The 25,358-nt window shown below is 63.2% G+C and carries 28 protein-coding genes; 16 read left to right on the top strand and 12 right to left on the bottom strand.

The features are described 5' to 3' along the window. Positions 1-92 precede the first annotated feature (92 nt). From ACP7D4_RS06880 to ACP7D4_RS06865, 4 genes are all read right to left on the bottom strand, one after another. Positions 93-356, bottom strand: a complete 264-nt coding sequence (locus tag ACP7D4_RS06880; protein WP_426100470.1) for a hypothetical protein — start codon at positions 354-356, stop codon at positions 93-95. Positions 357-400: 44 nt separating this feature from the next. Then, positions 401-646, bottom strand: coding sequence for a hypothetical protein (locus ACP7D4_RS06875; protein ID WP_426208324.1), 246 nt, complete (start codon positions 644-646; stop codon positions 401-403). Between the two features lie 390 nt (positions 647-1,036). Next, entirely contained in the window at positions 1,037-1,303 is a 267-nt protein-coding gene (locus ACP7D4_RS06870; protein WP_426208322.1) for a hypothetical protein, read from the bottom strand. Between the two features lie 73 nt (positions 1,304-1,376). Beyond that, a complete protein-coding gene (locus ACP7D4_RS06865) occupies positions 1,377-1,643 on the bottom strand; it encodes a hypothetical protein (protein WP_426100476.1) in 267 nt (88 codons plus the stop codon). 172 nt (positions 1,644-1,815) lie between these two features. Between ACP7D4_RS06865 and ACP7D4_RS06860 the strand changes: the two genes are divergently transcribed. From ACP7D4_RS06860 to ACP7D4_RS06820, 9 genes are all read left to right on the top strand, one after another. Next, complete coding sequence (locus ACP7D4_RS06860; protein ID WP_426100478.1) at positions 1,816-2,742, top strand: LysR family transcriptional regulator; 927 nt, start codon at positions 1,816-1,818, stop codon at positions 2,740-2,742. 300 nt (positions 2,743-3,042) lie between these two features. Further along, positions 3,043-3,228, top strand: coding sequence for a hypothetical protein (locus tag ACP7D4_RS06855; RefSeq protein ID WP_426100480.1), 186 nt, complete (start codon positions 3,043-3,045; stop codon positions 3,226-3,228). A gap of 140 nt (positions 3,229-3,368) precedes the next feature. Next, entirely contained in the window at positions 3,369-3,872 is a 504-nt protein-coding gene (locus ACP7D4_RS06850; RefSeq protein ID WP_426208321.1) for a hypothetical protein, read from the top strand. Positions 3,873-3,947: 75 nt separating this feature from the next. Beyond that, positions 3,948-5,558, top strand: a complete 1,611-nt coding sequence (locus ACP7D4_RS06845) for an AAA family ATPase (RefSeq protein WP_426208319.1) — start codon at positions 3,948-3,950, stop codon at positions 5,556-5,558. 1 nt (position 5,559) lies between these two features. Beyond that, positions 5,560-6,252, top strand: a complete 693-nt coding sequence (locus ACP7D4_RS06840) for a general secretion pathway protein GspB (protein WP_426208317.1) — start codon at positions 5,560-5,562, stop codon at positions 6,250-6,252. 19 nt (positions 6,253-6,271) lie between these two features. After that, positions 6,272-6,847 carry a molybdopterin-guanine dinucleotide biosynthesis protein B gene (mobB, locus tag ACP7D4_RS06835; protein WP_426100488.1) on the top strand — a complete coding sequence of 192 codons (576 nt, stop codon included), beginning with the start codon at positions 6,272-6,274 and terminating at the stop codon, positions 6,845-6,847. A gap of 20 nt (positions 6,848-6,867) precedes the next feature. Beyond that, positions 6,868-7,068: a YjfB family protein gene (locus ACP7D4_RS06830; RefSeq protein WP_426100490.1), complete on the top strand. Its 201-nt coding sequence runs from the start codon at positions 6,868-6,870 to the stop codon at positions 7,066-7,068. A gap of 243 nt (positions 7,069-7,311) precedes the next feature. Further along, positions 7,312-7,590 (top strand): DUF2282 domain-containing protein, encoded by a 279-nt coding sequence (locus ACP7D4_RS06825; protein WP_426208315.1) that lies wholly within the window; start codon positions 7,312-7,314, stop codon positions 7,588-7,590. 18 nt (positions 7,591-7,608) lie between these two features. Then, positions 7,609-9,279 carry a DUF692 family multinuclear iron-containing protein gene (locus tag ACP7D4_RS06820; protein ID WP_426208313.1) on the top strand — a complete coding sequence of 557 codons (1,671 nt, stop codon included), beginning with the start codon at positions 7,609-7,611 and terminating at the stop codon, positions 9,277-9,279. 21 nt (positions 9,280-9,300) lie between these two features. Here ACP7D4_RS06820 and ACP7D4_RS06815 read toward each other — a convergent pair whose 3' ends face one another. The 5 genes from ACP7D4_RS06815 to ACP7D4_RS06795 all read right to left on the bottom strand — a co-directional run bounded on the left by ACP7D4_RS06815 (position 9,301) and on the right by ACP7D4_RS06795 (position 12,676). Beyond that, the gene (locus tag ACP7D4_RS06815) at positions 9,301-9,588 is read right to left on the bottom strand and encodes a DUF883 family protein (RefSeq protein ID WP_426100496.1); all 288 of its coding nucleotides are present in this window, start codon (positions 9,586-9,588) and stop codon (positions 9,301-9,303) included. Between the two features lie 137 nt (positions 9,589-9,725). Then, complete coding sequence (locus ACP7D4_RS06810) at positions 9,726-9,947, bottom strand: RNA-binding S4 domain-containing protein (RefSeq protein WP_426100498.1); 222 nt, start codon at positions 9,945-9,947, stop codon at positions 9,726-9,728. A 41-nt stretch (positions 9,948-9,988) separates the two neighbouring features. Next, on the bottom strand, positions 9,989-10,444 hold the full coding sequence (locus ACP7D4_RS06805; RefSeq protein WP_426100499.1) for a hypothetical protein: 456 nt from the start codon (positions 10,442-10,444) through the stop codon (positions 9,989-9,991). Next, positions 10,405-11,796, bottom strand: a complete 1,392-nt coding sequence (gene fumC, locus ACP7D4_RS06800; RefSeq protein ID WP_426100501.1) for a class II fumarate hydratase — start codon at positions 11,794-11,796, stop codon at positions 10,405-10,407. Before fumC ends, ACP7D4_RS06805 begins: the two co-directional genes overlap by 40 nt. A 163-nt stretch (positions 11,797-11,959) precedes the next feature. Continuing rightward, positions 11,960-12,676, bottom strand: coding sequence for a tetratricopeptide repeat protein (locus ACP7D4_RS06795; RefSeq protein ID WP_426100503.1), 717 nt, complete (start codon positions 12,674-12,676; stop codon positions 11,960-11,962). A 251-nt stretch (positions 12,677-12,927) separates the two neighbouring features. On the opposite strand from ACP7D4_RS06795, the gene ACP7D4_RS06790 reads away from it, so the two are divergent. Continuing rightward, positions 12,928-13,953, top strand: coding sequence for a type IV pilus assembly protein FimV (locus ACP7D4_RS06790; RefSeq protein ID WP_426208311.1), 1,026 nt, complete (start codon positions 12,928-12,930; stop codon positions 13,951-13,953). Between the two features lie 94 nt (positions 13,954-14,047). Here the strand turns inward: ACP7D4_RS06790 and ACP7D4_RS06785 are convergent, their stop codons facing one another. Next, positions 14,048-14,311 carry a hypothetical protein gene (locus ACP7D4_RS06785; RefSeq protein ID WP_426208310.1) on the bottom strand — a complete coding sequence of 88 codons (264 nt, stop codon included), beginning with the start codon at positions 14,309-14,311 and terminating at the stop codon, positions 14,048-14,050. A 1-nt stretch (position 14,312) separates the two neighbouring features. On the opposite strand from ACP7D4_RS06785, the gene ACP7D4_RS06780 reads away from it, so the two are divergent. Continuing rightward, on the top strand, positions 14,313-15,524 hold the full coding sequence (locus ACP7D4_RS06780; protein WP_426208309.1) for an aminotransferase class I/II-fold pyridoxal phosphate-dependent enzyme: 1,212 nt from the start codon (positions 14,313-14,315) through the stop codon (positions 15,522-15,524). 296 nt (positions 15,525-15,820) lie between these two features. Here the strand turns inward: ACP7D4_RS06780 and ACP7D4_RS06775 are convergent, their stop codons facing one another. Both ACP7D4_RS06775 and ACP7D4_RS06770 read right to left on the bottom strand, forming a co-directional pair. After that, positions 15,821-16,099: a flagellar protein FliT gene (locus tag ACP7D4_RS06775; protein WP_426208308.1), complete on the bottom strand. Its 279-nt coding sequence runs from the start codon at positions 16,097-16,099 to the stop codon at positions 15,821-15,823. 118 nt (positions 16,100-16,217) lie between these two features. After that, entirely contained in the window at positions 16,218-17,045 is an 828-nt protein-coding gene (locus ACP7D4_RS06770) for an HDOD domain-containing protein (RefSeq protein ID WP_426208306.1), read from the bottom strand. A 196-nt stretch (positions 17,046-17,241) separates the two neighbouring features. Between ACP7D4_RS06770 and ACP7D4_RS06765 the strand changes: the two genes are divergently transcribed. The 5 genes from ACP7D4_RS06765 (at position 17,242) to ACP7D4_RS06745 (ending at position 25,064) form a co-directional block, all read left to right on the top strand. Next, positions 17,242-19,869, top strand: a complete 2,628-nt coding sequence (locus tag ACP7D4_RS06765) for a M1 family metallopeptidase (protein ID WP_426100513.1) — start codon at positions 17,242-17,244, stop codon at positions 19,867-19,869. 32 nt (positions 19,870-19,901) lie between these two features. After that, positions 19,902-21,956: a M13 family metallopeptidase gene (locus ACP7D4_RS06760; protein ID WP_426208304.1), complete on the top strand. Its 2,055-nt coding sequence runs from the start codon at positions 19,902-19,904 to the stop codon at positions 21,954-21,956. Between the two features lie 61 nt (positions 21,957-22,017). Next, positions 22,018-24,069, top strand: a complete 2,052-nt coding sequence (locus ACP7D4_RS06755; RefSeq protein WP_426208303.1) for a M13 family metallopeptidase — start codon at positions 22,018-22,020, stop codon at positions 24,067-24,069. Beyond that, entirely contained in the window at positions 24,063-24,719 is a 657-nt protein-coding gene (locus ACP7D4_RS06750) for a class I SAM-dependent methyltransferase (RefSeq protein ID WP_426208302.1), read from the top strand. The genes ACP7D4_RS06755 and ACP7D4_RS06750 overlap by 7 nt, the downstream gene beginning before the upstream one ends. Positions 24,720-24,884: 165 nt before the next feature. Further along, a complete protein-coding gene (locus tag ACP7D4_RS06745) occupies positions 24,885-25,064 on the top strand; it encodes a CsbD family protein (protein ID WP_426100521.1) in 180 nt (59 codons plus the stop codon). The last annotated feature ends 294 nt before the right edge of the window (positions 25,065-25,358 follow it).

The raw sequence follows: 25,358 nt of genomic DNA, 5'->3' as shown, positions 1-25,358 counted from the left end.
AAGTGGTCCGCGTCGGCAGTTGTTGACGCAAAAACGCCCTGGGCCGAATGCATGTGCATCCGGCCCAGGGCGTTGTCGTCTTGATGAGTAGATTACTTCATGATCCAGTCGAACTGACTCGCTTCGGTCGCGCGGCGGTTGCCGTTCGCGTCGGCGGCCTGGGCGCGCTTGTCGGCGCGGGCACGGGCAGCTTTTTCAGCCTGGTCGGCGACGGCTTGCGCGGCAGCTGCGGCCTGGGCTGTGGAAGCTGTGGCAGTGGCGGCGGCGGCGGCGTTGGCAACTGGCGCGTCGGCGGCGAAGACGGCGCTTGTAAAGGCGAGGGCGGCGACAGCGGTGAACAGTTTCGATGCATTCATGGTATTTCTCCTCATTGTGGCGCGCGGCGCCGATTGGCCTGCGATTACTTCATGAACCAATCAGTGTTGCCCGCTTCCGAGGCGCGGCGCTCGTTGTTCGCGTCGACTGCTTCGGCGCGGACCTTGGCGCGGGTGATCGGGGCCTTGGCGGCAGCGGCGGCCACCGCCTGGGCTGCGGCTGCGGTAGTAGCGGCGGCGGTAGCGGTGGTGGTCACCGGGGCGTCGGCGGCGAAGGCGGAAGCGGCAAAAACGAAGGCGGCAACGGCGGTGAACAGTTTCGATGCATTCATGGTATTTCTCCTGGTATTTGGTTAGTACAATTTGGTTCGTGGCGGTGACAAGCGCTGTTCGCTCATCCATGAAACGAAGTTTATATGTTGCGCCAGAGATAAAAAAGGTGACTTGAGGCAATGCCTTGTTGCGGAAACCGGGATAATGGAAGATTGCTGCTGGTGTGAGGTGCTGCAGTGAGAAGCGTAGGTCGGATAAGCGCAAGCGCAATCCGACCTACCGTCTGATTCCGAGAACCTTTCGGGCAAAGCGATGGAACGCTGTTTTGCGCGGTGCGCAAGTGGCAGGAACGAAAAAAAACAAAAAAAAGCGCCTTGCGTCGGAAGCGTCCTCGCGGTCTGGCCGCAAGCTACGCATCCGGCGCAAGGCGCCTTCTTTTCAGATGACTGTTATTTCATGAACCAGTCGGTGTTGCCAGCTTCCGAAGCGCGGCGCTCGTTGTTCGCTTCGATGGCTTCGGCGCGCACCTTGGCGCGGGTCAGCGTGGTCTTGGCGGCGGCGGCTGCTGCAACGCTTTGTGCGGCTGCTGCTGCCTGGGCAGCGGCGGCGGCTGCGGCAGCCGTGCTCGCAGCTGGCGCGACCGGCGCGTCGGCGGCGAAAGCGGAAGCGGCAAAAGCGAAAGCGGCAACAGCGGTGAACAGTTTCGATGCATTCATGGTATTTCTCCTGATAAGCGGCGCTCGGCGCCAGTACGATTCAATAGGGTAGGACGTATCTGCTTGCGGCTAATTACTTGCTGATCCAGTCAAACTGGCCAGCTTCGGTAGCGCGCTGATGCTTGACGGCTTCAACAGCTTCGGCGCGTACTTCAGCGCGGCTGCGGCCGGCAGCCTTGTTGACCAGCACAACCGGAATGTTCAGCGCTTGCGCGGTGACGGTCAGTTGAGCGGCCGCTGCGGCGCTCACTGCTGCGTTGGCGACGGGCGCGTCGGCGGCGAAAGCGGAACCGGCAAAAGCGATGGCGGCTACGGCGGTAAACAGTGTCGATGCATTCATGGTGTTTCTCCTGGTAGTTGGTTAGCGTCGCTTGCGGGCTTGGGGCTTACGGCTTGCGGCGGTGACAAGCGTTGTTCGCTCATCCATGAAACGAAGTCTATACGTTGCGCTCCGCGCAAAAAAGGGGAATACTGGCAATACAATGTTGCGCAAATCGGGATAATCGCCAGCCATGGATCGACTTCAATCAATGAGAGTGTTCGCCAAGGTGGTAGAACACGGCAGTTTTGCCCGCGCGGCGCAGGCGCTGGATATGTCCAATACCGTCGTTACGCGCAACGTCGCCGACCTGGAGGCGCACCTGGGCACGCGTTTGCTGAACCGCACCACGCGCAAGCTGTCGCTCACCGAGACCGGCCAGCAGTACCTGGAACGGGTCAAGCAGATCTTGAGCGACGTCGACGAGGCCGACGCGCTCGCGTCATCCTCGGCGCGCAAGGCCAGCGGAACGCTGCGGGTGTACTGCCAGACCAGTTTTGGCCAGTCGCAGCTGGCGCACCTGCTGCCGCAGTACGCCGCCAGCATGCCCGACGTGGTGCTTGACGTCACGCTGGCCGACCACACGGTCGACCTAGTCGAGGAGGGCTTCGACGTGGGCATCCTGCTGGGGCTGCAAAAGTTCGAGGCGACCATGATTGCGCGCCGGCTGGCGCTGTCAAAACTGGTGCTGTGCGCCTCGCCCGACTACATCGCGCGCAACGGCTCGCCGGCCACGCCCTACGAGGTGTCGGACCACAAGTGCCTCAATTTTGCCTTCGAACAGTTGCGTCACAGCTGGCCCGTCAGTTTTGACGGCGACACCGGCGCCAAGGGCGACATCCCCATCACCAGCCGCATGATTTCCAACAACGGCATGGTGTTGCGCCACGCGGCGCTGGCCGGCATGGGCATCATGGTGCGCTCCTCGTTTACGCTGGACGATGACTTTAGCAGCGGGCGCCTGGTGCAATTGCTCAAAGGGCATCACCTGGGCGTCATGCCGATCAACCTGGTCTACCCGAGCCGGCAATTGATGTCTTACAAGGTGCGCAGCTTTGTCGACTTCATGAGCGCCCAGTTTCCCCGTCCCGAAAGCGACCCCTGGCTCGATCTGGTTTGAGTCGTTTCTTTGCCGCCACAATTGGCGGAATAGTCGGCCGTGCGGTCCGGCGCCGTGATATATTTCTACTCGGAACTTTGTGATTCCAGATTGGTACGCCTTCTGGACTAGGCGGATACAACAACAACAAGTTGCGCGAGCAGTGTACTGCTCACCTCGAAAGCCCGCCCCGTGCGGGCTTTTTTTCGTGGTGGACGGCGCCCGGGCCCGCCCCAGTGCAATTGCAGTGAATTCATGGCTAAAACTGCGGTGCCGGTGTCATAATGTACGCAATTGCGCTACGAACGTGAGGAGAGTGACATGATTCGCTACATGGGTACACGGAAGAACATGGAAGGCGCTACCGTGTATGTGTTCGTAATCAACGGTTTGCAAAAAGAAGTGCGCGAAAGCGCGCTCAAGCAGCATCCAGGCTGTTTCGAAGCTTTGCCGGCCGCCGCCAAGGCGCAGATCGCGGCAAACCGAAGCTGGATGTCAAAGTTATAGTTCACCGAGGAGTTTTAAAATGAGTAAAGCACAAGACAGCAAGAAAGAAACGAAGAAGGAACCGGCCAAGTCGACCAAGGAAAAGAAGGACGCCAAGAAGGTCAAGAAAGACGAGCGCGCGCGCAAATAAAGCTGCGGCAATGCGCTCGGCGATCGACATGCGCGCCCGGTTGTTCACCAACGCCTGGGTTGCTGCGGCCGGGGCGCTGTTGTCGTTCGCCTGCGCCGCCAGCATGGCTGCGCCGTCGACCTTCGGTCCCGTCATCGGCAGCGCGGTGCTGTGCCGCAGCCAGCTCGACAATGCCTATTTCTACGACTACCTGTCCACCGCTTTCGGCCCGTCATACAAGCACGAAGGCGGCGCGTACTGGTTCAAGGCCGACGGCAACCTGTGGGGCGCGGCCGTCACCGACGTCATGGTCAGCGACGACACGAGCGACATCATTTTCCTCGGCGCCGTCACCGACTCGGCGCCCGACAAGCTCGACGAAGCGATCCGCGCGGCGGTCGGCGTGCGCCATGACGCCACCGACAAGTCGGCCTTTCCGGTGCGCGAATCGCGCCCGGGCAGCAAGATCGTTTATTTCAAGACCAAGTCCAAGGTCTTTTGCGCCAAGTACAAGCCGCTGCCGCTACTGCGCTGACGCGCGCGGGGCGAATCTGGGTGTAGCCTTCGGCGCAACCGTCGGCAAGATTGTTGGCAAAACCGTTGGGAATCCATGTACACGCACTACTTCAGCCTGAAGCAATCGCCGTTCTCGATCGCCCCCGATCCGCGCTACCTGTTCATGAGCGAACGCCATCGCGAAGCGCTCGCGCACCTGCTCTATGGCGTGGGCAGCGGCGGCGGCTTTGTCTTGCTGACCGGTGAAATCGGCGCCGGCAAGACCACCGTGTGCCGCTGCTTCATCGAGCAGATTCCCGCCAACTGCAAGCTCGCCTATATCTTCAACCCCAAGCTGACGGTTGAAGAACTGCTGCTGTCGATCTGCGACGAGTTTCGCATCGCGCTCACGCTGCCGGGCGCCGGGCCGGTCAGCGTCAAGACGTACGTGGACGCGATCAACGTGCATCTGCTGGCCAGCCACGCCGGCGGCAAGAACAATGTGCTGATCATCGACGAAGCGCAGAACCTCTCGGCCGACGTGCTCGAACAACTGCGCCTGCTCACCAATCTCGAGACCAACGAGCGCAAGCTGCTGCAAATTATCCTGATCGGCCAGCCCGAACTGCGCACCATGCTGGCGCGGCCCGAACTCGAACAGCTGGCGCAGCGCGTGATCGCGCGCTATCACCTGGGCTCCTTGTCCGAGCTTGAGACGGGCAGCTACATCGCGCACCGGCTGGCCGTGGCCGGCGCGGTCGCCTCCACCCCGTTTCCGCGCGCGCTGATCCCGCGCATCCACCAGCTCACCCATGGCGTGCCGCGCAGGATCAACCTGCTGTGCGACCGCGCGCTGCTCGGCGCCTATGTCGAGAACAGCCCGCAAGTCACGCGCACCATCTTGCGCAGGGCCGCCGATGAAGTCTTTGCCGGGCAGCCAGGCATAGCAGCGGTCAAACCGCGCTGGCCGCTGGTGGCGCTGGCCGTACTGGCCGCAGCCGCGGTCAGCGCAGCAGCTGCCTGGCACTTGCGTCCGCAGGTCGCCGCGCCGGCGCCCACGGCCGCCGTACCCGTGCTGCCTTTCCCGGCGCCGGCGCCGGCGCCAGCGGCGCGCGTGCTGCCAACGGCCGCGCCGTTTGCCCACAGCGACGAACAGCTGGCGCTGCGCGAGCTGGCGTCATTGTGGGGGAAGGCGCTGCCCGCCGGCGACGTCTGCCAGGTCAGCGCAAGACTCAATGTGCGCTGCCACCAGGGCAAGGGCGGCCTGTATGAACTACGCCTGCTCGACCGACCGGCCATCCTCACGCTGCGCGATGGCGGCGCGGTCAGTTACGCGGTGCTGACCGCCATGGACGACGCCAGCATCACCCTGCGCCAAAATGGCAAGAGCCAGACCATTGGCGTGGCCGCGCTGGCGGCGCGCTTTGACGGCGCCTTCACCACGTTCTGGAGCATGCCGCGCGCTTTCCGCGACCAGGTCGCGCGCGGCGAGCAGGGGCCAGATGTGGACTGGATCGCGGCCCGCCTGGCCCAACTCAATGGCACGCCAACGCCCCCCGCCGGCGTGCCGCTCGACGCGACTTCGCTGGAACAGCTGCGCCGCTTCCAGGCGCAGCAAAATCTGAAGGCGGACGGCGTGGCCGGACCGCGCACCTACATGCGCCTGAACCAGCTGTCGGGCGTCGCCGAGCCGCGCCTGCTCGCTGCCAGAACGGGAAAAAAATAAGATGTCCTATATTCTCGAAGCCCTCAAAAAAGCCCAGGCCGAACGCCAGCTTGGCAGCGCACCGACTTTACACGCCATGCCGATCCAAGCAGCGGCTCCGGCTCACGCCGCCACCTCGCGCACGGCGCTGTGGATTGCGCTCGGCTGCGCCGCCGTGCTGGCCGCGGGCGGCGCTGTCGCGTGGTGGCGGAACGCGGCGCCCGCCGCGCCGGCCGTGCTGGCGGTGCAGCCGGCGCCGGCCGAGCCGCCCGTGCTGGTGGCCGCGCCGCAGCCGCCGCCGGTGATCGTCGTGCCTCCGGTGCCGGTGGCCGCGCCCGCGCCTGTGCCACTACCCGCGCCTCTGCCTGCGCGGGTAGCGGCGCCGCCCGTCCCGCCGCCCGTCGCGCCTGCGCTGGCGCGCGCGGCGCCCATGCCGGCTCAGGCCAAAACGCCGCCACCCGCGCCGGAGCCGAGCGCACCCGAGGAAAACCTGCCCTTCATGAGCCAGTTGCCCGAGCCCCAGCGCGGCGAGCTGCCGAAGGTCACCTTTGGCGGCTATATGTACTCGAAAAACCCCGCTGACCGGCTGCTACTGATCGACAAGGTGCTGCGCCACGAAGGCGAGGAGGTCGCCCCCGGCCTGATCCTCGAGCAGCTCTTGCCCAAAGCGGCGGTGATGAACTATCGCGGCACGCGATATCGGGTTGCCTATTAGCGTTATAAAGACAAATATCTTGACCATCACTTTGAAAGGAGCAGGCATGCACAAGGTCCTCGGCGTCGTCGGCTGGTCGGGCAGCGGCAAGACGGTGCTGCTTGAATACCTGGTGGCGCATCTGGCGGCCGACGGGCTGCGCGTAAACGTCATCAAGCACAGCCATCACGACATCATGCTTGAGCCCCCGCACAAGGACAGCGCACGCCTGCGCATGGCCGGCGCGGCCGAAGTCATGATTGCCTCGCCATTTCGCGTGGCGGTGATCCGCGAACTGCGCGGCGCGCCCGAGCCTTCGCTTGGCGAGCAGCTGGCGCGCCTGACGCCGGCCGACCTGACGCTGGTCGAAGGCTATAAATGGGAGAGCGTGCCCAAGATCGAGGTGCATCGCCCTTCGCTGGGGCAGCCGGCGTTGTATGCGAACGACGCCCATATTGTCGCCGTCGCCGCCGACGTGGCCCGACCCGACGGCGTCAAAGCTGACGTCGCCTGGCTCGACCTGAACGCGCCTGCCACCGTGCTGGCATGGGTGCGTCAGCATCTATCTGAAAATAATCCTCAAGTTTTTGAAAATCGCGCCGTCAATCAAAGATAGGCCGATCTACGGAGGAAGTCATGGATGTCGCTTCATTAGCAAACCTTTCCAGCAGCGTTGCGGAAACCGGTGTCAAGCAGGAGGTCGGGCTGGCCGTGCTCAAGCGTGCCCAGCAAATTCAAGCCTCCACCGCGGCCCAGCTGATCAACTCCGTATCGTCGCCGCCGACGCTGCAAAACCTGCCTGCCCACCTCGGCAACACGATTAACACGAGCGCCTGACTGTTTTTTTTGGCCGCGGCTTGTCAACACAACGCGGAGGGGCCGCGTTATTGTCGATAGCCGCTCGCCCACCATATAGGCGTTACGCTGAGCCCGGCTACCTCCCGCAGTGGAGGAGCCGGGCTTTTTTCGTTGAAGTGAAAGCAAACGTAAAAGTGTAGTATGGTAACTCTCGTGCTGCCACAATGGACTACATCATGGAAACAGCGAAATTCAATCAAAACCAACAATGGGGACAATCCAATGAATAAGCGTCAAGTTGTCATTGCCACCGCGCTCGCAGGTGTCTGCGTGCTGACCGTCGCGGTCGCCGATGCCAAGCCGAACATGGCCAAAAAGAGCTCGCAGGAAAAATGCTACGGCGTTGCCAAAGCTGGCCAGAATGATTGCTCCAGCGCCGACGGCTCGCACAGCTGCGCCGGCCAGGCCACGGTCGACAAGGACAAGAACGAGTGGAAGCATGTGGCCAAGGGCACCTGCGTGAAGGTTGGCGGGACCCTGGCCGTCGAAACAAGCAAGTAATACCGCGGCGCCGACAGCGTGACGTCATCGATGCGCGCCGCCACGGCGCCACCGCGCGTTGGCGTGGGTTTGCGCGCGCCGCACTATCGCCAGTTCCTGGAGCAACGGCCCAAGGTCGACTGGCTCGAAGTCCACACTGAAAATTTTCTCGATCGCGCGGGCTGGGAGTGGCACGTGCTGCGCCAACTGCGGCGCGACTATCCATTCAGCCTGCACGGGGTGGGCCTAGGCCTGGGCTCGGCGCGCGGCTTTTCACTCTCTCACCTCGAGCGCGTGCGCGCGCTGGTCGAGCAGGTCGAACCGATGCTGGTCTCCGAACACCTGTGCTGGGGCGCGGTGCAGGCACGCCAGTTGAACGACCTGCTGCCGCTGGCGCTGGACCAGGCCACGCTGGCGCTGCTGTGCGAACGCGTGGGCCAGGTGCAAGATTGCCTGGGCCGCCCCATCCTGCTGGAGAACGTCTCGACCTACGTGCGGTTTCATGCCGATGCGATGAGCGAGACCGAATTCATGGCCGCGCTGGCGCAGCGTACCGGGTGCGGCTTGCTGCTGGATGTGAACAACCTGTACGTCAACCAGTGCAATCATGGCGAGGATGCCATGGCCGCCCTGGGGGCGCTTGCGCCGGGGACGGTGGGCGAAATGCACCTGGCCGGGCACCTGGTGACGCCGGCGGCGGTGATCGACCATCATGGCGCGCAGGTGGCGCCGCAGGTGTGGGAGCTGTACCGGGCGGCCGTGGCGCGGTTCGGGGCGGCGCCCACTCTCATCGAGTGGGATACCGATGTCCCGGCGCTGGAAGTGCTGCTGGCCGAAGCGGAAAAGGCGCGCGTGATCGCGGCTGGTCAAGCCATAGGACAAGACGTGGCACAACACACTGCGCACCCGACCATCCGGTGGAAGTGTGCCGGACTCGGCGAGTCTCCGGCTGTTTCGCCCCACAGTGTGCAAGAGGCGTTTGCGCGAGCGCTTACCGACGTGGACAGCGAGGGCGAACTCCTCGTGCACCTCAAATCCGGTAACCCTTCCGAGCGCCTGGGCCTGTACCGGGGCAACCTGACCGCCACCTGGAACAAGGTGCTCGGCGCGGCATTTCCCATTGTGCGCGCACTGGTCGGCGACGACTTCTTCACTGCCCTCGCGCGCGCCTACGGTCTGGCTCACCCGTCCGACAACGCCGACCTGCATCACTTCGGCGCCAGCTTCGCCGATTTTTTGGCCCTCTTCGAACACGTCGCCGACTATCCCTATCTACCCGACATGGCGCGCTTTGAATGGTTGCTACACCGCGCCCACTACGCGCCAGACGGCGCCGCGCTGAGCGCTGCAGCGCTGTCGGCCCTGTCGCCGCAAGAGTTTGAAGATGCCCGCTTCGCGCTGCATCCCGCCTGTGCCCTGTTCGCGTCAAGCTGGGCCATCGCGCAACTGTGGCAAGCGCACCAGGCCGATAGCGGCGCCGTCTTTCCGCAAGCGATGGCAACGCCGTGCACCGCAGCGATCGTTCGCCCCGCATGGAAAACCACCGCAGTCGCGCTCACCGCCGCCAGCCACGCAGCGCTGCTGGCGCTGGCCAGCGGCAGGACAATGGGAGAAGCGCTCGACGCCGCCTTCGACCTCGACGATGCTTTTGACCTTGCGGCAAACCTGAACGTGTGGCTGGAAGAGGGAATGCTGGCGGCACCGGCATGACAGCCGGTGCGCCTGCGGGAATTACGTGAGGAAGGCGCGCATGATGCGCGCTTCGCCGCTATGTTCGGCGTGCAGGTGGCTGGCGGCATGGGTCGCTTCGATCATGCGGCCCAGCTTGGCGTCTTCGAAACGGGCCAGCTCTTCGGTGGCCGCATTTAAGGCAAGCGCGAGTTTGGCGCGCGCGCTTTGGTACAGAACGCTGGTGTACTGGTCTGTATTTTTAAGCAATTCCTCCGCATTTTCGATTACGAGGCGCAAGTCGCCGATCAGGCGTTCCTGCGTTTGGGGGTTTTGTTCCGGGCTGTCCATGGCGGCCACCTTCAACCGGTTGGTAACGTCTTATAATATAAGCAAGCAAGAACTTCCGTGTTTGTCAGGGCGCAAACAGTGACAAGCCGCTGCCGCCGTCACGCTGCCGGCGTATTTCATATTCCCCAAACGCCCAGTTAATGAACCTCGTTCACGCTGATCCGCACGTCCCCCACCAGCACCACTTGGCCGGCGCGAATCTTGGCAGTCTTGCGCAATTCCTTCTTGCCGTCGACCTTGACGACGCCGCTGGCGACCATGTTCTTGCCGGCGCCGCCGCTGTCGCACAGCCCTGAGAGCTTGAGCAACTGATTGAGTTCAACGAATTCGCCCGCAAGGTCGAAAGTGAGATTTTGCATTTAATTCCTGGATATCTTGTTAAGTCGCCCGATTGCGCAGGTTACAGGAGAACCTGGAACCTGGCGTCGGCACGCGGGTAGCACTTGCCGGCCATGGGTGCCAGCTCGCGCGAAAAGTCGACCGCGCCAACCACCATATTCTTGTTCGTAAACACCAGCAGCGTGACGCCGTCATCTTTCTTGACGTTGGAATGCGCGTCTGAATTCCATGCGAAACCGAGCAGGGCGCTCGTCGCCTTGGCATCCGAATAGGGACCCAGGATGCACACGCGCGTCCACGCAAACGGAATCGATTTCGGCAAGTCGATCACCTTGTTGCCGGAGGCGGCAAAGTCGCGCCTGATGGCCGCTTCAAGGTCATGCTTGCGCGCGAACCAGAGGTACGCCGCCAGCAGCGCTGCCAGCACCAGCAGCCAACTCCAGCGTGCCAGCGACGCTGGCCTGCTTGCCGCGCGCGTCACAGGCCGGGGCGCGTCATCGCGATCGGCACGATCCATTCATGGAACTGTTGCTCGGTCACGAACCCCAACGCCAGCGCCGCCTGCTTGAGCGTGCTGCCTTCGTGCTGCGCCTTTTTGGCAATCTGCGCCGCCTTGTCGTAGCCGATATGCGGCGCGAGCGCGGTCACCAGCATCAGCGAGCGCTCCATCAGTTCGCCGATGCGTTCGCGGTTCGGTTCGATGCCGTGCGCGCAGTGCACGTCGAACGAGCGCATGCCGTCGGCCAGCAGGCGCGCGCTTTGCAGAAAATTATGCGCGATCATCGGCTTGAAAACGTTGAGTTCAAAATTGCCCGAAGCGGCGCCGATGGTCAGCGCGACATCATTGCCGAACACCTGGCAGCACAGCATCGTCATCGCTTCGCACTGGGTCGGGTTGACCTTGCCCGGCATGATGGAGCTGCCCGGCTCGTTTTCGGGGATGGTGATTTCGCCCAGGCCGGAGCGGGGACCGGACGCCATCCAGCGCACGTCGTTGGCGATTTTCATCAAGGCCGTGGCCAGCGTTTTAAAGGCGCCGTGCGCGCCCACCAGCGCGTCGTGGCCGGCCAGCGCCGCAAATTTGTTGGGCGCCGACTTGAACGACAGCCCCGTGCGCGAGCCCAGTTCGGCGGCGATGCGGTTGGCAAAGTCGGGATGGGCATTCAAGCCCGTGCCGACCGCCGTGCCGCCGGCGGCCAATTGCAGCAGGCCGGGCAGGGCGTGCTTGAGCGCGTGCTCGGAATACTCGAGCTGCGCCACATAGCCCGAAAACTCTTGCCCCAGCGTGAGCGGGGTGGCGTCCTGCAAATGGGTGCGCCCAATCTTGACAATGTCCATAAATTCGCGCGACTTGATCATCAAAGTGCCGCGCAGCTTGGCCAGCGCCGGCAGCACCGCGTGCGTGACGGCGGCGGCGGCGGCCACGTGCATCGCAGTCGGGAACATGTCGTTCGAGGACTGGCCCATGTTGACATGGTCGTTCGGATGGAGCAGGCGCGCTTCGCCGCGCTGGCCGCCGAGCAATTCGGAGGCGCGGTTGGCCAGCACTTCATTCATGTTCATGTTGCTTTGGGTGCCGGAACCGGTCTGCCAAACCACCAGCGGAAATTCGTCGGGATGGGCGCCGCCCAGCACTTCATCGGCCGCGCGCATGATGGCGTCGGCCTTGTCGGCCGGCAGCAGGCCGAGCGAGCGGTTGACGGCGGCCGCGGCGCGCTTGACCTGGGCCAGGGCAGCCACCAGTTCGGGCGCCATGCGCTCGGTCGAAATGGCGAAATGCAGCAGCGAGCGCTGGGTCTGCGCGCCCCACAAGTGCGCGGCGGGCACGTCGATGGGGCCGAAACTGTCCTTTTCGCTTCTCGTTTCCATAGCGGCATCCTGTTTTGTGTGGTGTTTGGATTAACGAGTTTACTCCAAAGGTCACCAGACAGTCAGATGCCGGCATCCGGCCACAGTCGTACCTGTGGGGCCGGAACCAGCCTATTGCCTCTGCTGGAGCGGTTCGACGAGCCGGCGCATCGATCCCATCCTTTTATTCCGTGAAGCTCGTGATGCGCACACCGGCGTCCTTAGCAAAACCGGTCCATCTGGCAGCTTCAGCCGCATCGCGCGGCACGCCCTGTCCCACCGAATACATGTAGCCGATGCGTTCCTGGGCCACGCCGTTGCCCGCTTCAGCAGCTTTCAGGTACCAGGCCGCCGCCTTGATAAAATCGCGTTCGCAGCCACGGCCGGTGCGCAGCATGGAGGCCACATTCACTTGCGCCGGGACGTTGCCGGCCTCGGCCGCCTTCAAAGCCCACTTGAACGCCATTTTGGGGTCTTTGGCAACGCCATTGCCCGAGTCGTACAGGACGGCCAAGTTGGCCATGGATGCAGCGTCTCCCTTCTCGGCAGCCGCTTTGAAAAGCTTTGCCGCCGCTACAGGTTCCTTCGGCCCGCCTTCGCCTTGTAAATGCATTACTGCAAGATTGAACTGCGCCTTGCCCTCATTCTGATCGGCCGCTTTCTGGTACCAGATGCGGGCCATCGCCAGGTCCTCGGTTACACCGGCTCCTTTTTCGTAAAGCACGCCCAGGTTGAACTGCGCCACGGGATCGTTTGCTTCAGCGGCCTTGTGCGTCACTGCGAATGTTTTCGCTTGCGCATCCATGGCGCTTTTCAGTGCGGTCGAGGCATCCGCATGAACAACGGGCGCAACGAGAACACTGAATGCAACAGCGACTGTGGAGCAAAATTGCTTGAACATGGTGCCTCCTGGGTTTAGTTAATAGCCGGAAAGTTTATTTTATCTCTGCAATTTTTGTTGTCTACAAATAATTTGAACATGGTCATGTTCTGTTGTTTTCCGGCATTGCTGCGCTGTAGGACGGGATTCATTTCCATAGCGGCATCCTATTTAGTTCGGCTTTCGGATTAAAGTGTTCATCCCAATGCGCGTTAATGTAGGTAAGGCTACAAATTTTGATGGCCGCAACTGAAACGACTGACTTGATTCCTATGCACCCGCTCCGATTCGCCCACGCCCTCCGCCTGTGCGGCGCCCTTGTTTTCAGCGGCATGCTGGCCTGCGCCCAGGCCGCCGAACTGGGCGAACCGGTGGTGCGCTCGCACCTGGGCCAGCCCTTGATCGCCGACGTCGAACTGAGCGCGCTGGCGGAACCCGGTACGCCGGTCTCCGTGCGCCTTTCCAGCGCCGACGTCTACAAGGGCGCCAACATCGCCATGCATCCGGTCCTGGGCAGCCTGAACCTGTCGGTGATGCGGCGCGATGGCCGCCAGTTCCTGCATGTCACGTCGGTCAAGCCGGTCGACTCCGACGCCGTGCACCTGTTCCTGGATTTGGTTGATGGGAACCGGCGCAACGTACGCGCGGTGACCTTGTGGATCACGCCCGATCCCGCGCCCGCGCCCGCGCCACGGCCGGCGGCGGTGCCGCTTTCAACCCCGACCCCGCTGGCCGTCGCTGCCGTCGCCGAACCTGCGCGCGCCGCGCCAGCCGCGCCAGCCCGCATTGCGCCGCCCCAGCCTGCGCCGCAGGTTGAGCGATCGCGCCCGGCACGCGTGATCAAGGTCCCGTCGTCCGACGCCGCCTGTCCCCAGCCGCAGTTTTCGCAAGAACAGATCAAGAGCTGCGCCTCGATCGACGCCAACAACGCGCTGCTCAGCGCGCAGATTGTGGAGCTCGAAGACAAGGTCAAGCAGCTGCAAGTGGCGATGGAAGGCAAGCATGCCGCGCCGGACGCCACGCTCCACAAGGCTGAACCAGCGCCGCCGCCAGCGCCGGCGCTGGCCAAGCCAGTGGTCAAACCTGCCGCCGGTTTTCCGTGGCTGCTGGTGATCGGCATCGTACTGGCCTTGCTGGCGATCGGCGGTGCTGTCTGGTTCATGCTCAGCCGCCGCAAAGGCAAGACGGTGGAGACGGCCGCGGCCGATTCAGTGGCCTGGTATGCGCGCCTGGCCAATCCCTTCCGGCGCAAGGCCACCGTGGCGGCCGTGGTGGCGGAAGCGCCGGCAGAAGCTTGAAACGGTGTTTGAAAAATAAATATTGCTTTTTTGAGGTCGCGCGCACGAACTCGTCTACACAACTTGACATTGTGCGTTATACTCTTTTCCGTTGTCACCCAGTGGCGGCAAAAAACGGAACACGGACCTGGCGCAGCCACCAACGATAGTGTGGCGCGATCAGCAGGTAATCGTTGAAGAAACGCCTGTTCTGGAAGCTGTCCGCGAGCCTACTGTGCGCAAGCGGACGCCGGATGCAACCGGCAAGAGGCGACGCCAGCAGATAGCTGGTGATCGCTCTCCCCAATTCCCCCTCCCGCAGCGAGTTTGGTGCCAAAAGGTTATACTTGTCCGTGATTTCATTACGGAAAGCAAGCAAAATGACACTCGCGGTACAAACACAATACGATGCATTCAAAGAGCGCGGACTGAAGCTCGATATGTCGCGCGGCAAACCCGCGCCCGAACAACTGGACCTGTCCAATGCACTGATGGCGCCCCTGCACAGCTTTACGGCGCTGGACGGTACCGACTGCCGCAATTATGGTCTGGGCGTCGGCCTGCCGGAAGCGCGCGCGCTGTTTGGCCAGTTGCTCGGCGTGCCGGCGGCGCAGGTGATTGTCGACAGCAGCGCCAGCCTGTCGCTGATGCACGACGTAATCGTCTACGCATTGCTCAACGGTGCGCCGGGCGGCCAGCCTTGGGTGGGCCAGCAAGTCAGTTTCCTGTGCCCGGTGCCAGGTTACGACCGCCACTTCTCGATCTGCGAAGCGCGCGGCATCAAGATGATCAATATCCCGCTGGGCGACGACGGCCCGGACATGGACCTGGTCGAGCGCCTGGTTGCCGCCGACGCCAGCATCAAGGGCATGTGGTGCGTGCCGAAGTACAGCAATCCGTCCGGCACCGTGTATTCGGACGCGGTCGTTGCACGCCTGGCCGCGATGAAGACGGCTGCGCCGGACTTCCGGATCATGTGGGATGACGCGTACCGTTTCCATCACCTGACCGAAGAGAGCATCGTCATCGCCGACATTCTTGACGCGTGCGCTAAGGCCGGCAATGCTGAGCGCGCCATCGTCTTTGCGTCCACTTCGAAGGTGAGCTGGGCCGGTTCCGGCATTGCCGCGCTGGCGGCTTCCCCTGCGAACATCGCCTGGTGGACCAAGCATGCGGGCATTCGCAGCATCGGCCCGGACAAGATCAACCAGCTGCGCCATGTCGCTTTCCTGAAGGATGCGGCAACCGTCGATGCGCTGATGGCCGCGCACCGCGCGCTGCTCAAGCCGAAGTTCGATGCGGTGCTCGCGCAGTTCGAGGCGCATCTGGGCGCGGTTGACGGCGTGTCGTGGACGGTGCCCAAGGGCGGCTATTTCATTGATCTGGTGACGCCAAAGGGCGCTGCCAAGCGCACCATCGCGCTGGCCAAAGAGGCGGGAATTACGCTCACGCCAGCCGGTGCGGCTTATCCGTATGGGGTGGATCCGGAAGACAGCCATATCCGGATTGCCCCGAGTTTTCCGTCGTTGGCGGAGATCGGGCAGGCGGCCGAGGGGATTGCGCTGGCGTTGAAGCTGGCGGTTGCACAGTAAAACAAAAGCGCCTGCGGGCGCTTTTTTTGTATGCCAACGCATTGTGCTCGCGTCGGCGGCCGTTGCACAGCAGGCCGAAAACCGTACCCACATCGTCCTCGCGCACGCGGGTGTTGCAGAAGGAGTAGGTCGGAAAAGCGAAGGCCTGGGCGGCCCCTTTTGCAACAGCCGCGTGCGCGAGGACGATTTTTTTATACTCCCGGGCCAATCTATAAGTGAGCGCCTGCGCGAGCGCGATGTGCCATAAAAAAAGCCGCTCAGCTTGCGCGGAACGGCTTTCTTAAATTTGGTCAAACTCAGTGCGTCGCGCGCACCACGTCGGACAGTTGCCACGGCTGCGTCACATCCCGGATCGCCCGGTCGTTCGCCATGATCATCTTGAGCAAATCAATCTTGCGCATCCGCGCCGCGCCTTCGAGTGCCGGTACGCCGCCGATCGTTTGCACCGACTGCAAGGCGCATTGCGTTTCCATCCGCGACAAGCCGTCAAAATCGCCCGCCTGCGCCGCGCCGGCCATCTTGCTGGTCAATCCGGCAATATTTTCGTACATCGAGAGAACGTCGTTCGGGGTCATGATGCTCACCTTGCCAGGATATGTAAAAGGATTGCCGCTTGTCCTTTTTTGTATCGGCACGGCAAATGCAAACTTGAGGGTATTTTGAAAATAAATTCAAAAAACCCCAAAACCTTGTCTAATGAATCATCTCTTCCAGCCCTGCGGACAGGTCCGCCAGCCCCGGCATGTCGTCCAGCAGCTCTTGCGGACCGAGTCCCAGGGCGGCCGCCACGGCGACCGGCACGCTCGCCGCGCGCTGCGCAGCGTCCAGCTTGAGCTCATCGGCGGCCGCGCGCCATACCGCCAGATGCACCACCGCCGCCATCCGGCTCAAGGGCGCACCCGCCAGCGGCTGCGGGAAGCCGCGCATTGTATCCGGGAACACATCGGGGAACTTCCAGCGCAGCGCCAGTTCGGCGCCGACCTCGCTGTAGTCGTAGCCAAAGGCGGCATGCTCCGCCGCCAGGCGGGCGGGTTGAAAGCAGTCCACGGCCTTGTCGAGCTCCTGCGCCTCGGCCGGCAAGCCGGTGTGCATGACCAACTGGCCGATCGCGTGCATCATTCCGATCGTAAAGGCCAGGTCGGTATTCAAGCCCACTTTCCTGGCGATCCACTTGGCGGCCACCGCCGTGTTCATGCTGTAGCGCCAAAAACGCTTCAAGTCCAGGCCGGGCACGGTCTTGAAGCCGCCCACCAGGCCGCTGCTGATAACGAGCGTCCTGACCGTCACAAAGCCGAGCATGCGGATCGCATCTTCAACGTTGCCGATGCGGCGCGAGACATGGTAATACGCCGAATTGGCCAGCCGCAGCAGCTTGGCCGACAGCACCGGGTCGAGCGAGAGCGTGCGGGCGATGTCGTCGACCGACACCTCGGCTTTTTCAAAGCTGCTGATCAATTCTTCGACCACCCTGGGGGCGGTGGGGAGGGCGTTCGGGTTTTGCAGCAAGGCTTCCAACGTCATGACGCTCTCCTGGTTTATGCATGCTGGGCAAGGCGCTTCGGATGACTATATAGCGAATATCCTGCGCGCGCCAGTTCGGCCATGCGCGCTTTTCTGCAGCGCGGCGCCTTATTTTGCAGTTCGTCGCATTTAACGAGCACGCTTGGTGCGCTTTCGATAAAGTGCAGCCTGGGCCCTTACATCAAACGAGAAAAGAATGAACCTACCGTTAGCTTGCCGCTTTGCCGCCACCGCCGCTCTTTCCATCGCCACCCTTGCCGCCCACGCGGAAGCGCCGTTTTTGTTCGCGGCCACCCCGGGCAAACTGCCCAAGGATGTGATCCCGATACAGTACGCCGCGCACCTGGTGCCGAACATGGCGACTAATACCTTCCTGGGCTCCGAAAGCATCGAGATCGACGTGCTCAAGAGCACCTCGACCATCATGCTCAATGTGGCCAATATCGACATCGATGCGGCCAGCCTGTCGGGCAAGGGCATCGGCGAACTGAAGCTGGCCGGGCAAGTGAGCAAGGAGCAGGAAACGCTCACCTTCAAGCTGGCCACGCCGCTCGCGCCGGGGCGCTACCAGCTGGCGCTCAAATTTCATGGGGCGATTAACCGCGAAGCGCGCGGCCTGTTCCAGCTGAAATACAAGGTGGGCGCCAAGGAAAAATCCATGCTCGCCACGAACATGGAGCCGACCGATACGCGCCGCCTTCTCCCAAGCTGGGACGAGCCATCGTTTCGGGCCAACTTCAAGCTGACGGTCGACTTGCCGGCCAACTTCAAGGCTTACTCCAACACCCCGGTCGAAAGGCAGGAAAAGATCGACGGCGGCCTGCAGCGTTTCGCCTTTGGCGCCACGCCCAAAATGCCGAGCTACCTGCTGGTGCTGGTGGCCGGCGAACTGGAACGCTCAAGCGTCAAGCAGGGCGCGGTCGAGATCGGCGTTGTGACCACCGAAGGCAAGCAAGCGTCCGGCGCCTATGCGCTGGGGGTGACCAAGGATATCCTCAATTATTACAACGGCTATTTTGGCCAGCCCTATCCGCTGCCCAAGCTCGACCAGATTGCCATCCCGGGCGGCTTTAACGGCGCCATGGAAAACTGGGGCGGCATCGTCTACAACGAATCGGCGCTGCTGTACGACCCCAAGACCAGCCCTGACAGCACACGCCAGCGCTCGTTCGGCATCAACGCGCATGAAGTGGCGCACCAGTGGTTCGGCAACCTCGTTACCATGGCCTGGTGGGACAATCTGTGGCTCAACGAAGGCTTCGCTTCGTGGATGGCGACCAAGGCCACCGACCATTTTCACCCTGAATGGCGGGCGCCGCTGAACGTGCAGGCCAACGGCGAATACGTGCTCAACCAGGATGCACGCAAGACCACGCACCCGATCCAGACCCCGGTCGAGACCGAAGAGCAGGCCGCCTCCGCCTTTGACGGCATCACCTACGGCAAAGGCCAGGCCTTTTTGCGCATGCTCGAAGCCTACCTGGGCGAGGAACCCTTCCGCAAGGGCATCCGCGCCTACATGGCGCAGCACCAGTACAGCAACACCACCAGCGCCAACCTTTGGAGCGCGCTTGAAAAGGCGTCCGGCAAACCGGTCGAAAAGCTCGCCTCCGACTGGACCACGATGCCCGGCTTTCCGCTGGTGTCGGTGGAGCAGGCGTGCGAGAACGGCAAGCGCCGCGTCACGCTCAGCCAGCAGCAGTACCGGCTGGACGAGCCGGCGCTTGAAAAGCGTCTGTGGAATATCCCGGTGCAGGTCGGTACCGTCAACGGCAAGGCGTCGTACACCTTGCTCTCCGGCCCGTCCGTCACCGTCACGCAGCCGAACTGCGACGGCGCGCTGGTGATCGACCCGGCTAGCGTTGGGTACTTTCGCATCAAATACGACGCTGTTACCTTCGAAGCGCTGGCGCAGCAGGCGCCCAAGCTGGCCGACACCACGCGCCTGAAGCTCTTGAACGACACCTGGAGCCTGGCGCAGGGCGGCACCATCCCGCTGTCCGGCTACTTCAAGCTGCTCGACAAATACGTCGACGAGCCGCGTTTTGCGGTGTGGGGTTCGATCATGGAGAGCCTGGCCACGCTCGACGAATTGGCCAAGAACGAGCCGGAGCAAGCAGCGATTCGGCGCCTGGTGATCGCGCTGGCCAGCCCGCGCATGAACAAGCTTGGCTGGACCGTCAAGGCGGCCGATACGGCCGAAGAGCGCCAGCTGCGTTCACTGTTGGCCAGCGCACTGGCGCGCTCGGGCGATGCCGGCGCCATCGCGCAGGCCAACAGCGGCCTGCAGAACTACCTCAAGAACCCGGCCAGCGTCGACGTCTCGATGCTCGACTTTGTGGTTGCCACGGCGGGGCGCTATGCCGACCAAAAAACGTACGAACAGATGGTCGAGCGCACGCTGCAAACCCAGAACACCGAAGAACGCGGCCGCTTCGGCCGTTCGCTGCTGATGGCGCAAGACAGCGCGCTTGCCGCCCGTTCGCTGAAACTGGCCCTGTCGGATGCGCTGCCGGCGGCCATGACGAGCGGCGTGGTGCCGCTGGTGTCGTACGCCGGCCACAGCGACCTGGCCTGGACGTTTGCGCTGGCCAACCGCGAGGTGCTGCTCAAGGACCAGGAAGCGGGCGGCAAGAACCGCCTGTTCCCTGGCATCGTGGCCGGGTCCACCAAGGCGCTCGACGCCGACATGATGGAAGCCTACGTCAAGCAGACTTTCGGGGCCGATGCGCAGGTCGAGGCGGCGCGCGTGGGTAATGCGATTCGCACCCGCGTCAAGCAAAAGCAAGCCTTGCTGCCCCAGGTGCGTTCTGCACTAAAATAAAAGCCATCACTTCAACCAGAAGGGGACCTTACATGAACACCAGCTGGACACCTTTGAAACGCGCCGTCGCACTGGCCCTGTGTGGCGCGTCTATGGCTATCGCGCCGGCCCATGGCGCAGGCCAGACGCCGGCGCCGGCCAAGGCCGCCACGGCCTTGCCGCAAGTGCTGCCGGGCGACGATTTTTTCACTTACGCCAATGGCGACTGGCTCGCCAGGACCGAGATTCCGGCCGACCGCAGCAGCTGGGGCGCATTTGCCGAGATGGCCGAAACGACCAATGCGCGCATCGTCAAGCTGATCGAAGCGGCGCTCGCCGACAAGGCCCTGGGCGGCGAACCGCGCAAGGTGGCCGACTACTACGCCGCCTTCATGGATGAAGCGGGGATCGAGGCGAAGGGTGTCGTGCCGCTCAAACCGGTGCTGGCCAGGATCGACGCCATCAAGGACCGGGCGGCGCTCACGCGCGCGCTGGGCGCGTCATTGCGCGCCGACGTCGATCCGCTGAACTCGACCAACTTCCAGACCGAAAACCTGTTCGGGTTGTGGGTCACGCAAGGCTTGTCGGACCCGGATCACAACACGCCCTACCTGCTGCAGGGCGGCCTGGGCATGCCCGACCGCGCTTACTACCTGACCGACAGCGCGCGCATGGCCGAGCTGCGCACCAAGTACCAGCAGCACATCGCCGCCATGTTCAAACTGGCCGGCTACGGCGACACCGATGCGCGCGCCGCGCGCGTGATGGCGCTGGAAACGCGCATTGCGCAGTCGCACGCCACGCGCGAAGATTCGGCCGACGTTTTAATGGCGAACAACACCTGGAGCGCGCAGGACTTTGCGGCCAAGGCGCCGGGCATGGACTGGCGCGCGTTTTTCAAGGCGGCGCGCCTGGGGGGAGCAGGGCGCTTCATCGTCTGGCACCCGGGTGCGGTGACGGGCATTGCAAAGCTGGTGGGCAGCACCGACGTCGCCACCTGGAAGGACTTTTTGGCCTTCCACCAGGTGAACCACTTTGCCGCCACGCTGCCCAAAGCGTTCGGCGACCAGAAGTTCGAGTTTGCCGGCAAGACGCTGCAAGGCACGCCGCAGCAGTCGCTGCGCTGGAAGCGCGCGCTGGCGGCCACCAACGGCGCCATGGATGACGCGGTCGGCAAGATGTACGTCGAGCGCTATTTCCCGGCCGAGAACAAGGTGCGCCTCAAGCAAATGGTCAGCAACATCATCGCCGCCTTCGGCAAGCGCATCGACACGCTGACCTGGATGGCGCCGGCCACGCGCGCCCAGGCGCAGGAAAAGCTCAAGACCATGTACGTGGGCGTGGGCTACCCCGACCGCTGGACCTCGTACGCCGGCCTGAAGGTCGTGCCGGGCGATGCGCTGGGCAACGCCATGCGCGCCGAGCAGTACCACTACGCGCAGCAGGTGGCAAAGCTCAAGCAAAAGGTCGACAAGACCGCGTGGGCAATGCCGCCGCAACTGGTCAACGCGGTCAACCTGCCGCTGCAAAACGCGATGAACTTCCCCGCTGCGATCCTGCAAAAGCCGTTCTTTGACGCGGCGGCGTCCGACGGCACCAATTACGGCGCCATCGGTTCGATCATCGGCCACGAAATCAGCCACAGCTTCGACGACCAGGGCGCGCAGTTCGACGCGCAGGGCCGCCTGCGCGACTGGTGGACCAAGGACGACATGGCGTACTTCAAACAGGCGTCCGAAAAACTGGTCCAGCAGTACAACGGCTACAAGCCGTTTCCCGATTTGGCCGTCAATGGCCAGCTGACGCTGAGCGAAAACCTGGCCGACCTGGCCGGCGTGGCCGCTTCCTACGACGCTTACAAGGCCACGTTTGCGGGCAAGGCTGCACCAAGCGACGCCGACCGGCAGTTCTTCATGGGCTACGCGAGCGCATGGCAGACCAAGATCCGCGAGCCGGCCCTGCGCCAGCGCGTGCTGACCGACGGCCACGCTCCGGCGCAGTACCGCACCGCCATCGTGCGCAACCTGGAGCCGTGGTACCAGGCCTTTAACGTCCAGCCCGGGCAGGCGCTGTATTTACCGCCTGACCAGCGCGTACGGGTGTGGTAATCTGATTTCTCGAAAGGCGCGCCGTCCCTGCATGGCGGCGCGCGCCACTGCGAGGGGCACCATGCACACCACGATGTTACGTAAGGGCGGCTCTGTGCTGGCCCTGGGGCTTCGGCTCGGACTCGGGCTGGGGCTGGGCGCAGCAGCCTTTGACTGCTCCGGACAGAGCATGCTCGCCGCGCCGGCCACGGTGCTGCCGGGCGACGATTTTTTCACGCACGCCAACAGCGCATGGCTGGCCAGGACCGAGATCCCGGCCGACCGCAGCAGCTGGAGCGCTTTCTCGGCGCTGGGCGAGAGCACCGATGACCGCATCGTGGCGCTGATCGCCGCGCTGGCCGCCGACAAGTCGGCCAAGGGCGACGCGCGCAAGGTTGCAGATTACTACACCGCGTTCATGGATGAAGCCCTGATCGAGGCGAAGGGCGCTTCGCCCCTGTGGCCGGCGCTGGCCCGGATCTCGTCCATCGGCGACAAGCGCGCCCTGGCGCGCGCGCTGGGCGCGTCGCTGCGAGCGGACGTCGACCCGCTCAACAGCACCGACTTCGAGACCGCCAACCTGTTCGGCCTGTGGGTGGCGCAGGGCCTGGCCGACCCGGCGCGCAACATGCCCTACCTGCTGCAGGGCGGCCTGGGCCTGCCCGACCGCGCCTACTACCTGACCGACAGCGCGCCCATGGCCGCTTTGCGCGCCGCATACCAGCAGCACATCGCAGCCATGTTCAAGCTGGCCGGTTTTGCCGAGGGCGCGTCGCGCGCAGCGCGCGTGATGGCACTGGAGACGCGGATCGCGCAGTCGCACGCCTCGCGCGAGGATTCGGCCGACATCGTCAAGGCCAACAACAGCTGGACCCAGGCCGACTTTGCCGCACGCGCCCCGGGCATGGACTGGCCGGCGTTTTTCGGCGGCGCCATGCTTGAGCAGGCCGGCGTGTTCACGGTGTGGCATCCGGCTGCCGTAACCGGCGCCGCCGCGCTGGTGGCCAGCGAGGAGCTGGCCACGTGGAAGGATTACCTTGCCTTCCATCAGATCAATGCGCAGGCTGACGTCTTGCCCAAGGCTTTCGGCGCGCAGCACTTTGCCTTTTATGGCACCGTTCTGGCGGGCACGCCGCAACAGGGGACGCGCAGCAAGCGCGCACTGGCCGCCGCCAACGGCGCGCTTGATGAAGCGGTGGGGCGCCTGTATGTGGAGCGCTACTTCGCGCCCGAGAACAAGCTGCGCCTTGGGCAGATGGTGGCCAATATCGTCGCCGCTTTCAGCCGCCGCATCGAGAAGCTTGACTGGATGGCGCCGGCCACGCGCGCGCAGGCGCAGGAAAAACTCAAGACCATGCAGGTGGGGATCGGCTACCCGGACCGCTGGGCCTCGTACGAGGGCCTGGCGGTGCTGCCGGACGACGCCTATGGCAATGCGCAGCGCGCTTCGCAGTTCCATTATGCGCAGCAGCTGGCCCGGCTGGGGCAGGCGGTTGCGCGCGGCGCGTGGGCCATGGCGCCGCACGAAGTAAACGCGGTCAACCTGCCGCTGCAAAACGCGATGAACTTCCCGGCCGCAGTCTTGCAGCCGCCGTTTTTTGATCCGGGGGCGTCGGACGCTGCCAACTACGGCGCCATCGGTTCGACCATCGGCCACGAAATCAGCCACAGCTTTGACGACCAGGGGGCGCAGTTCGACGCCCAGGGCCGCCTGCGCGACTGGTGGACCAAGGAAGACAAGGCGCATTTCAAGCAGGCCGCCGACAAGCTGGTGGCGCAGTTCGACGCCTACCGACCCTTTCCCGATCTGGCCGTCAACGGCCGCCTGACGCTAAGTGAAAACCTGGCCGACCTGGCAGGGCTGGACGCCGCCTACGACGCCTTCGAAGCTTCGCTGGATGGCAAGGTCATGACGGCCCAGGCCGGGCGCGAGTTCTTCCTCGGCTACGCCACGTCGTCGCAATCGAAGGTGCGCGAAGCGGCCCTGCGCCAGCGCGTGCTGACCGATTCGCATGCGCCCGACAAGTACCGCACGGCGATCGTGCGCAATATGGATGCGTGGTACAAGGCCTTTGACGTGCAGCCGGGGCAGGCGCTGTACCTGACGCCGGCGGAGCGGGTGCGGGTATGGTGAACGACGCCGACGCCGACGCCGACGCCGACGCCGACGACATCGCGCAGCGCACGCTTGACTATTATGACCAGCACGCGCAGCAGTTCTTCTACGGGACGATCGACCATGACGTGAGCCAGAACATCGGCGCGCTGCTCGCAGCGATCGAGGCGGACGCTCCGTACACCATCCTTGACCTGGGCTGCGGTCCGGGGCGCGACCTGAAGACTTTCAGCGCCATGGGCCACCGCGCCATTGGCGTGGACGGTTCGAAGCAGTTTGCCGGCATGGCGGCGGCATTTAGCGGCTGCGAAGTGTGGCACCAGGATTTTGCGCACCTCGATCTGCCGGCGGCGATGTTCGACGGCGTGTTCGCCAATGCGGTGCTGTTTCATGTGCCGAGCCGGGTGCTGTCCAAGGTGCTGGACGACCTGTACGCGTGCCTGAAACCGGGCGGTGTACTGTTCAGTTCAAACCCGCGGGGGCAGAACGAAGAAGGCTGGAATGGGCAGCGCTACGGCAGTTATTACGACTACGAGACGTGGGAAAAATACCTGACGGCCGCCAAGTTTTTGCCGCTTCATCATTACTATCGCCCGCCGGGCTTGCCGCGCGAACAGCAACCGTGGCTGGCCAGTGTCTGGCGCAAGCCGGCATTGGGCGGCGGGTAAAATATGATACGTTCTTGAGCGGAGATTGCCCGGGCTGTATCACTTTTTGCAAAGACATTTTTATAGCTAAATATGTGCGGACACGAACAGACCGACTTTTTGCGCCACGGTATTCTGGCTTCACTGCATGTCCACCTGGGCATGCGCAATCCCAAGGAGCTCACCATGAACAAAGACCAAGTCAACGGCAAACTGCAAGATATCGGCGGCAAGATTCAGGAAGAGGCTGGCAAGATCGTCGGCAACAAGGAACAGCAGGTCAAAGGCTTGTCGAACCAGGTTGAAGGCAAGACCCAGGAAAAGTTGGGCGACCTGAAAGAAGCCGCCAAGGATGCGCTCAATTAATATCGAGTCAGCATAAAAAAATAGCCGCGCATGTCGCGGCTATTTTTTTGCCCGCAACCTCACCCGGGGTTAGTTCCCCCATTACGACACGAGCTCATCTTTTGCTAGATGAGCTCGTTTTGCATTGGCGTACCTCAAGCGGCGCGGTCCGTGAGAAACACATCGTTTATCGAGGATTTCTACTCTTTAACCCATCCATCCAGCACTTCGTCGTAACCCGAACCATATGGCCAACCCTGTCGTTACACTCTTGACACAACATCAATATTTTGGGATGCCGGTGATCCCACAACC

Origin of the sequence: Massilia sp. TWP1-3-3 (genome assembly GCF_049897805.1) — a bacterium.
Taxonomy (GTDB): Bacteria; Pseudomonadota; Gammaproteobacteria; order Burkholderiales; family Burkholderiaceae_D; genus Telluria_A.
This window is presented reverse-complemented; position numbering and strand designations above follow the sequence as displayed.

What these genes read in the sequence shown, in the direction of transcription:
- ACP7D4_RS06790 (WP_426208311.1), top strand. Translation starts at nt 12,928, where the DNA reads ATGCACCCGCTCCGATTCGCCCACGCCCTCCGCCTGTGCGGCGCCCTT.
- ACP7D4_RS06850 (WP_426208321.1), top strand. Translation starts at nt 3,369, where the DNA reads ATGCGCTCGGCGATCGACATGCGCGCCCGGTTGTTCACCAACGCCTGG.
- ACP7D4_RS06855 (WP_426100480.1), top strand. Translation starts at nt 3,043, where the DNA reads ATGATTCGCTACATGGGTACACGGAAGAACATGGAAGGCGCTACCGTG.
- ACP7D4_RS06795 (WP_426100503.1), bottom strand. Translation starts at nt 12,676, where the DNA reads ATGTTCAAGCAATTTTGCTCCACAGTCGCTGTTGCATTCAGTGTTCTC.
- ACP7D4_RS06755 (WP_426208303.1), top strand. Translation starts at nt 22,018, where the DNA reads ATGCACACCACGATGTTACGTAAGGGCGGCTCTGTGCTGGCCCTGGGG.
- ACP7D4_RS06750 (WP_426208302.1), top strand. Translation starts at nt 24,063, where the DNA reads ATGGTGAACGACGCCGACGCCGACGCCGACGCCGACGCCGACGACATC.
- ACP7D4_RS06765 (WP_426100513.1), top strand. Translation starts at nt 17,242, where the DNA reads ATGAACCTACCGTTAGCTTGCCGCTTTGCCGCCACCGCCGCTCTTTCC.
- ACP7D4_RS06840 (WP_426208317.1), top strand. Translation starts at nt 5,560, where the DNA reads ATGTCCTATATTCTCGAAGCCCTCAAAAAAGCCCAGGCCGAACGCCAG.
- ACP7D4_RS06865 (WP_426100476.1), bottom strand. Translation starts at nt 1,643, where the DNA reads ATGAATGCATCGACACTGTTTACCGCCGTAGCCGCCATCGCTTTTGCC.
- ACP7D4_RS06780 (WP_426208309.1), top strand. Translation starts at nt 14,313, where the DNA reads ATGACACTCGCGGTACAAACACAATACGATGCATTCAAAGAGCGCGGA.
- ACP7D4_RS06830 (WP_426100490.1), top strand. Translation starts at nt 6,868, where the DNA reads ATGGATGTCGCTTCATTAGCAAACCTTTCCAGCAGCGTTGCGGAAACC.
- ACP7D4_RS06860 (WP_426100478.1), top strand. Translation starts at nt 1,816, where the DNA reads ATGGATCGACTTCAATCAATGAGAGTGTTCGCCAAGGTGGTAGAACAC.
- ACP7D4_RS06745 (WP_426100521.1), top strand. Translation starts at nt 24,885, where the DNA reads ATGAACAAAGACCAAGTCAACGGCAAACTGCAAGATATCGGCGGCAAG.
- ACP7D4_RS06825 (WP_426208315.1), top strand. Translation starts at nt 7,312, where the DNA reads ATGAATAAGCGTCAAGTTGTCATTGCCACCGCGCTCGCAGGTGTCTGC.
- ACP7D4_RS06775 (WP_426208308.1), bottom strand. Translation starts at nt 16,099, where the DNA reads ATGACCCCGAACGACGTTCTCTCGATGTACGAAAATATTGCCGGATTG.
- ACP7D4_RS06845 (WP_426208319.1), top strand. Translation starts at nt 3,948, where the DNA reads ATGTACACGCACTACTTCAGCCTGAAGCAATCGCCGTTCTCGATCGCC.
- ACP7D4_RS06880 (WP_426100470.1), bottom strand. Translation starts at nt 356, where the DNA reads ATGAATGCATCGAAACTGTTCACCGCTGTCGCCGCCCTCGCCTTTACA.
- ACP7D4_RS06815 (WP_426100496.1), bottom strand. Translation starts at nt 9,588, where the DNA reads ATGGACAGCCCGGAACAAAACCCCCAAACGCAGGAACGCCTGATCGGC.
- ACP7D4_RS06810 (WP_426100498.1), bottom strand. Translation starts at nt 9,947, where the DNA reads ATGCAAAATCTCACTTTCGACCTTGCGGGCGAATTCGTTGAACTCAAT.
- fumC (WP_426100501.1), bottom strand. Translation starts at nt 11,796, where the DNA reads ATGGAAACGAGAAGCGAAAAGGACAGTTTCGGCCCCATCGACGTGCCC.
- ACP7D4_RS06805 (WP_426100499.1), bottom strand. Translation starts at nt 10,444, where the DNA reads ATGGATCGTGCCGATCGCGATGACGCGCCCCGGCCTGTGACGCGCGCG.
- ACP7D4_RS06760 (WP_426208304.1), top strand. Translation starts at nt 19,902, where the DNA reads ATGAACACCAGCTGGACACCTTTGAAACGCGCCGTCGCACTGGCCCTG.
- ACP7D4_RS06875 (WP_426208324.1), bottom strand. Translation starts at nt 646, where the DNA reads ATGAATGCATCGAAACTGTTCACCGCCGTTGCCGCCTTCGTTTTTGCC.
- ACP7D4_RS06770 (WP_426208306.1), bottom strand. Translation starts at nt 17,045, where the DNA reads ATGACGTTGGAAGCCTTGCTGCAAAACCCGAACGCCCTCCCCACCGCC.
- ACP7D4_RS06870 (WP_426208322.1), bottom strand. Translation starts at nt 1,303, where the DNA reads ATGAATGCATCGAAACTGTTCACCGCTGTTGCCGCTTTCGCTTTTGCC.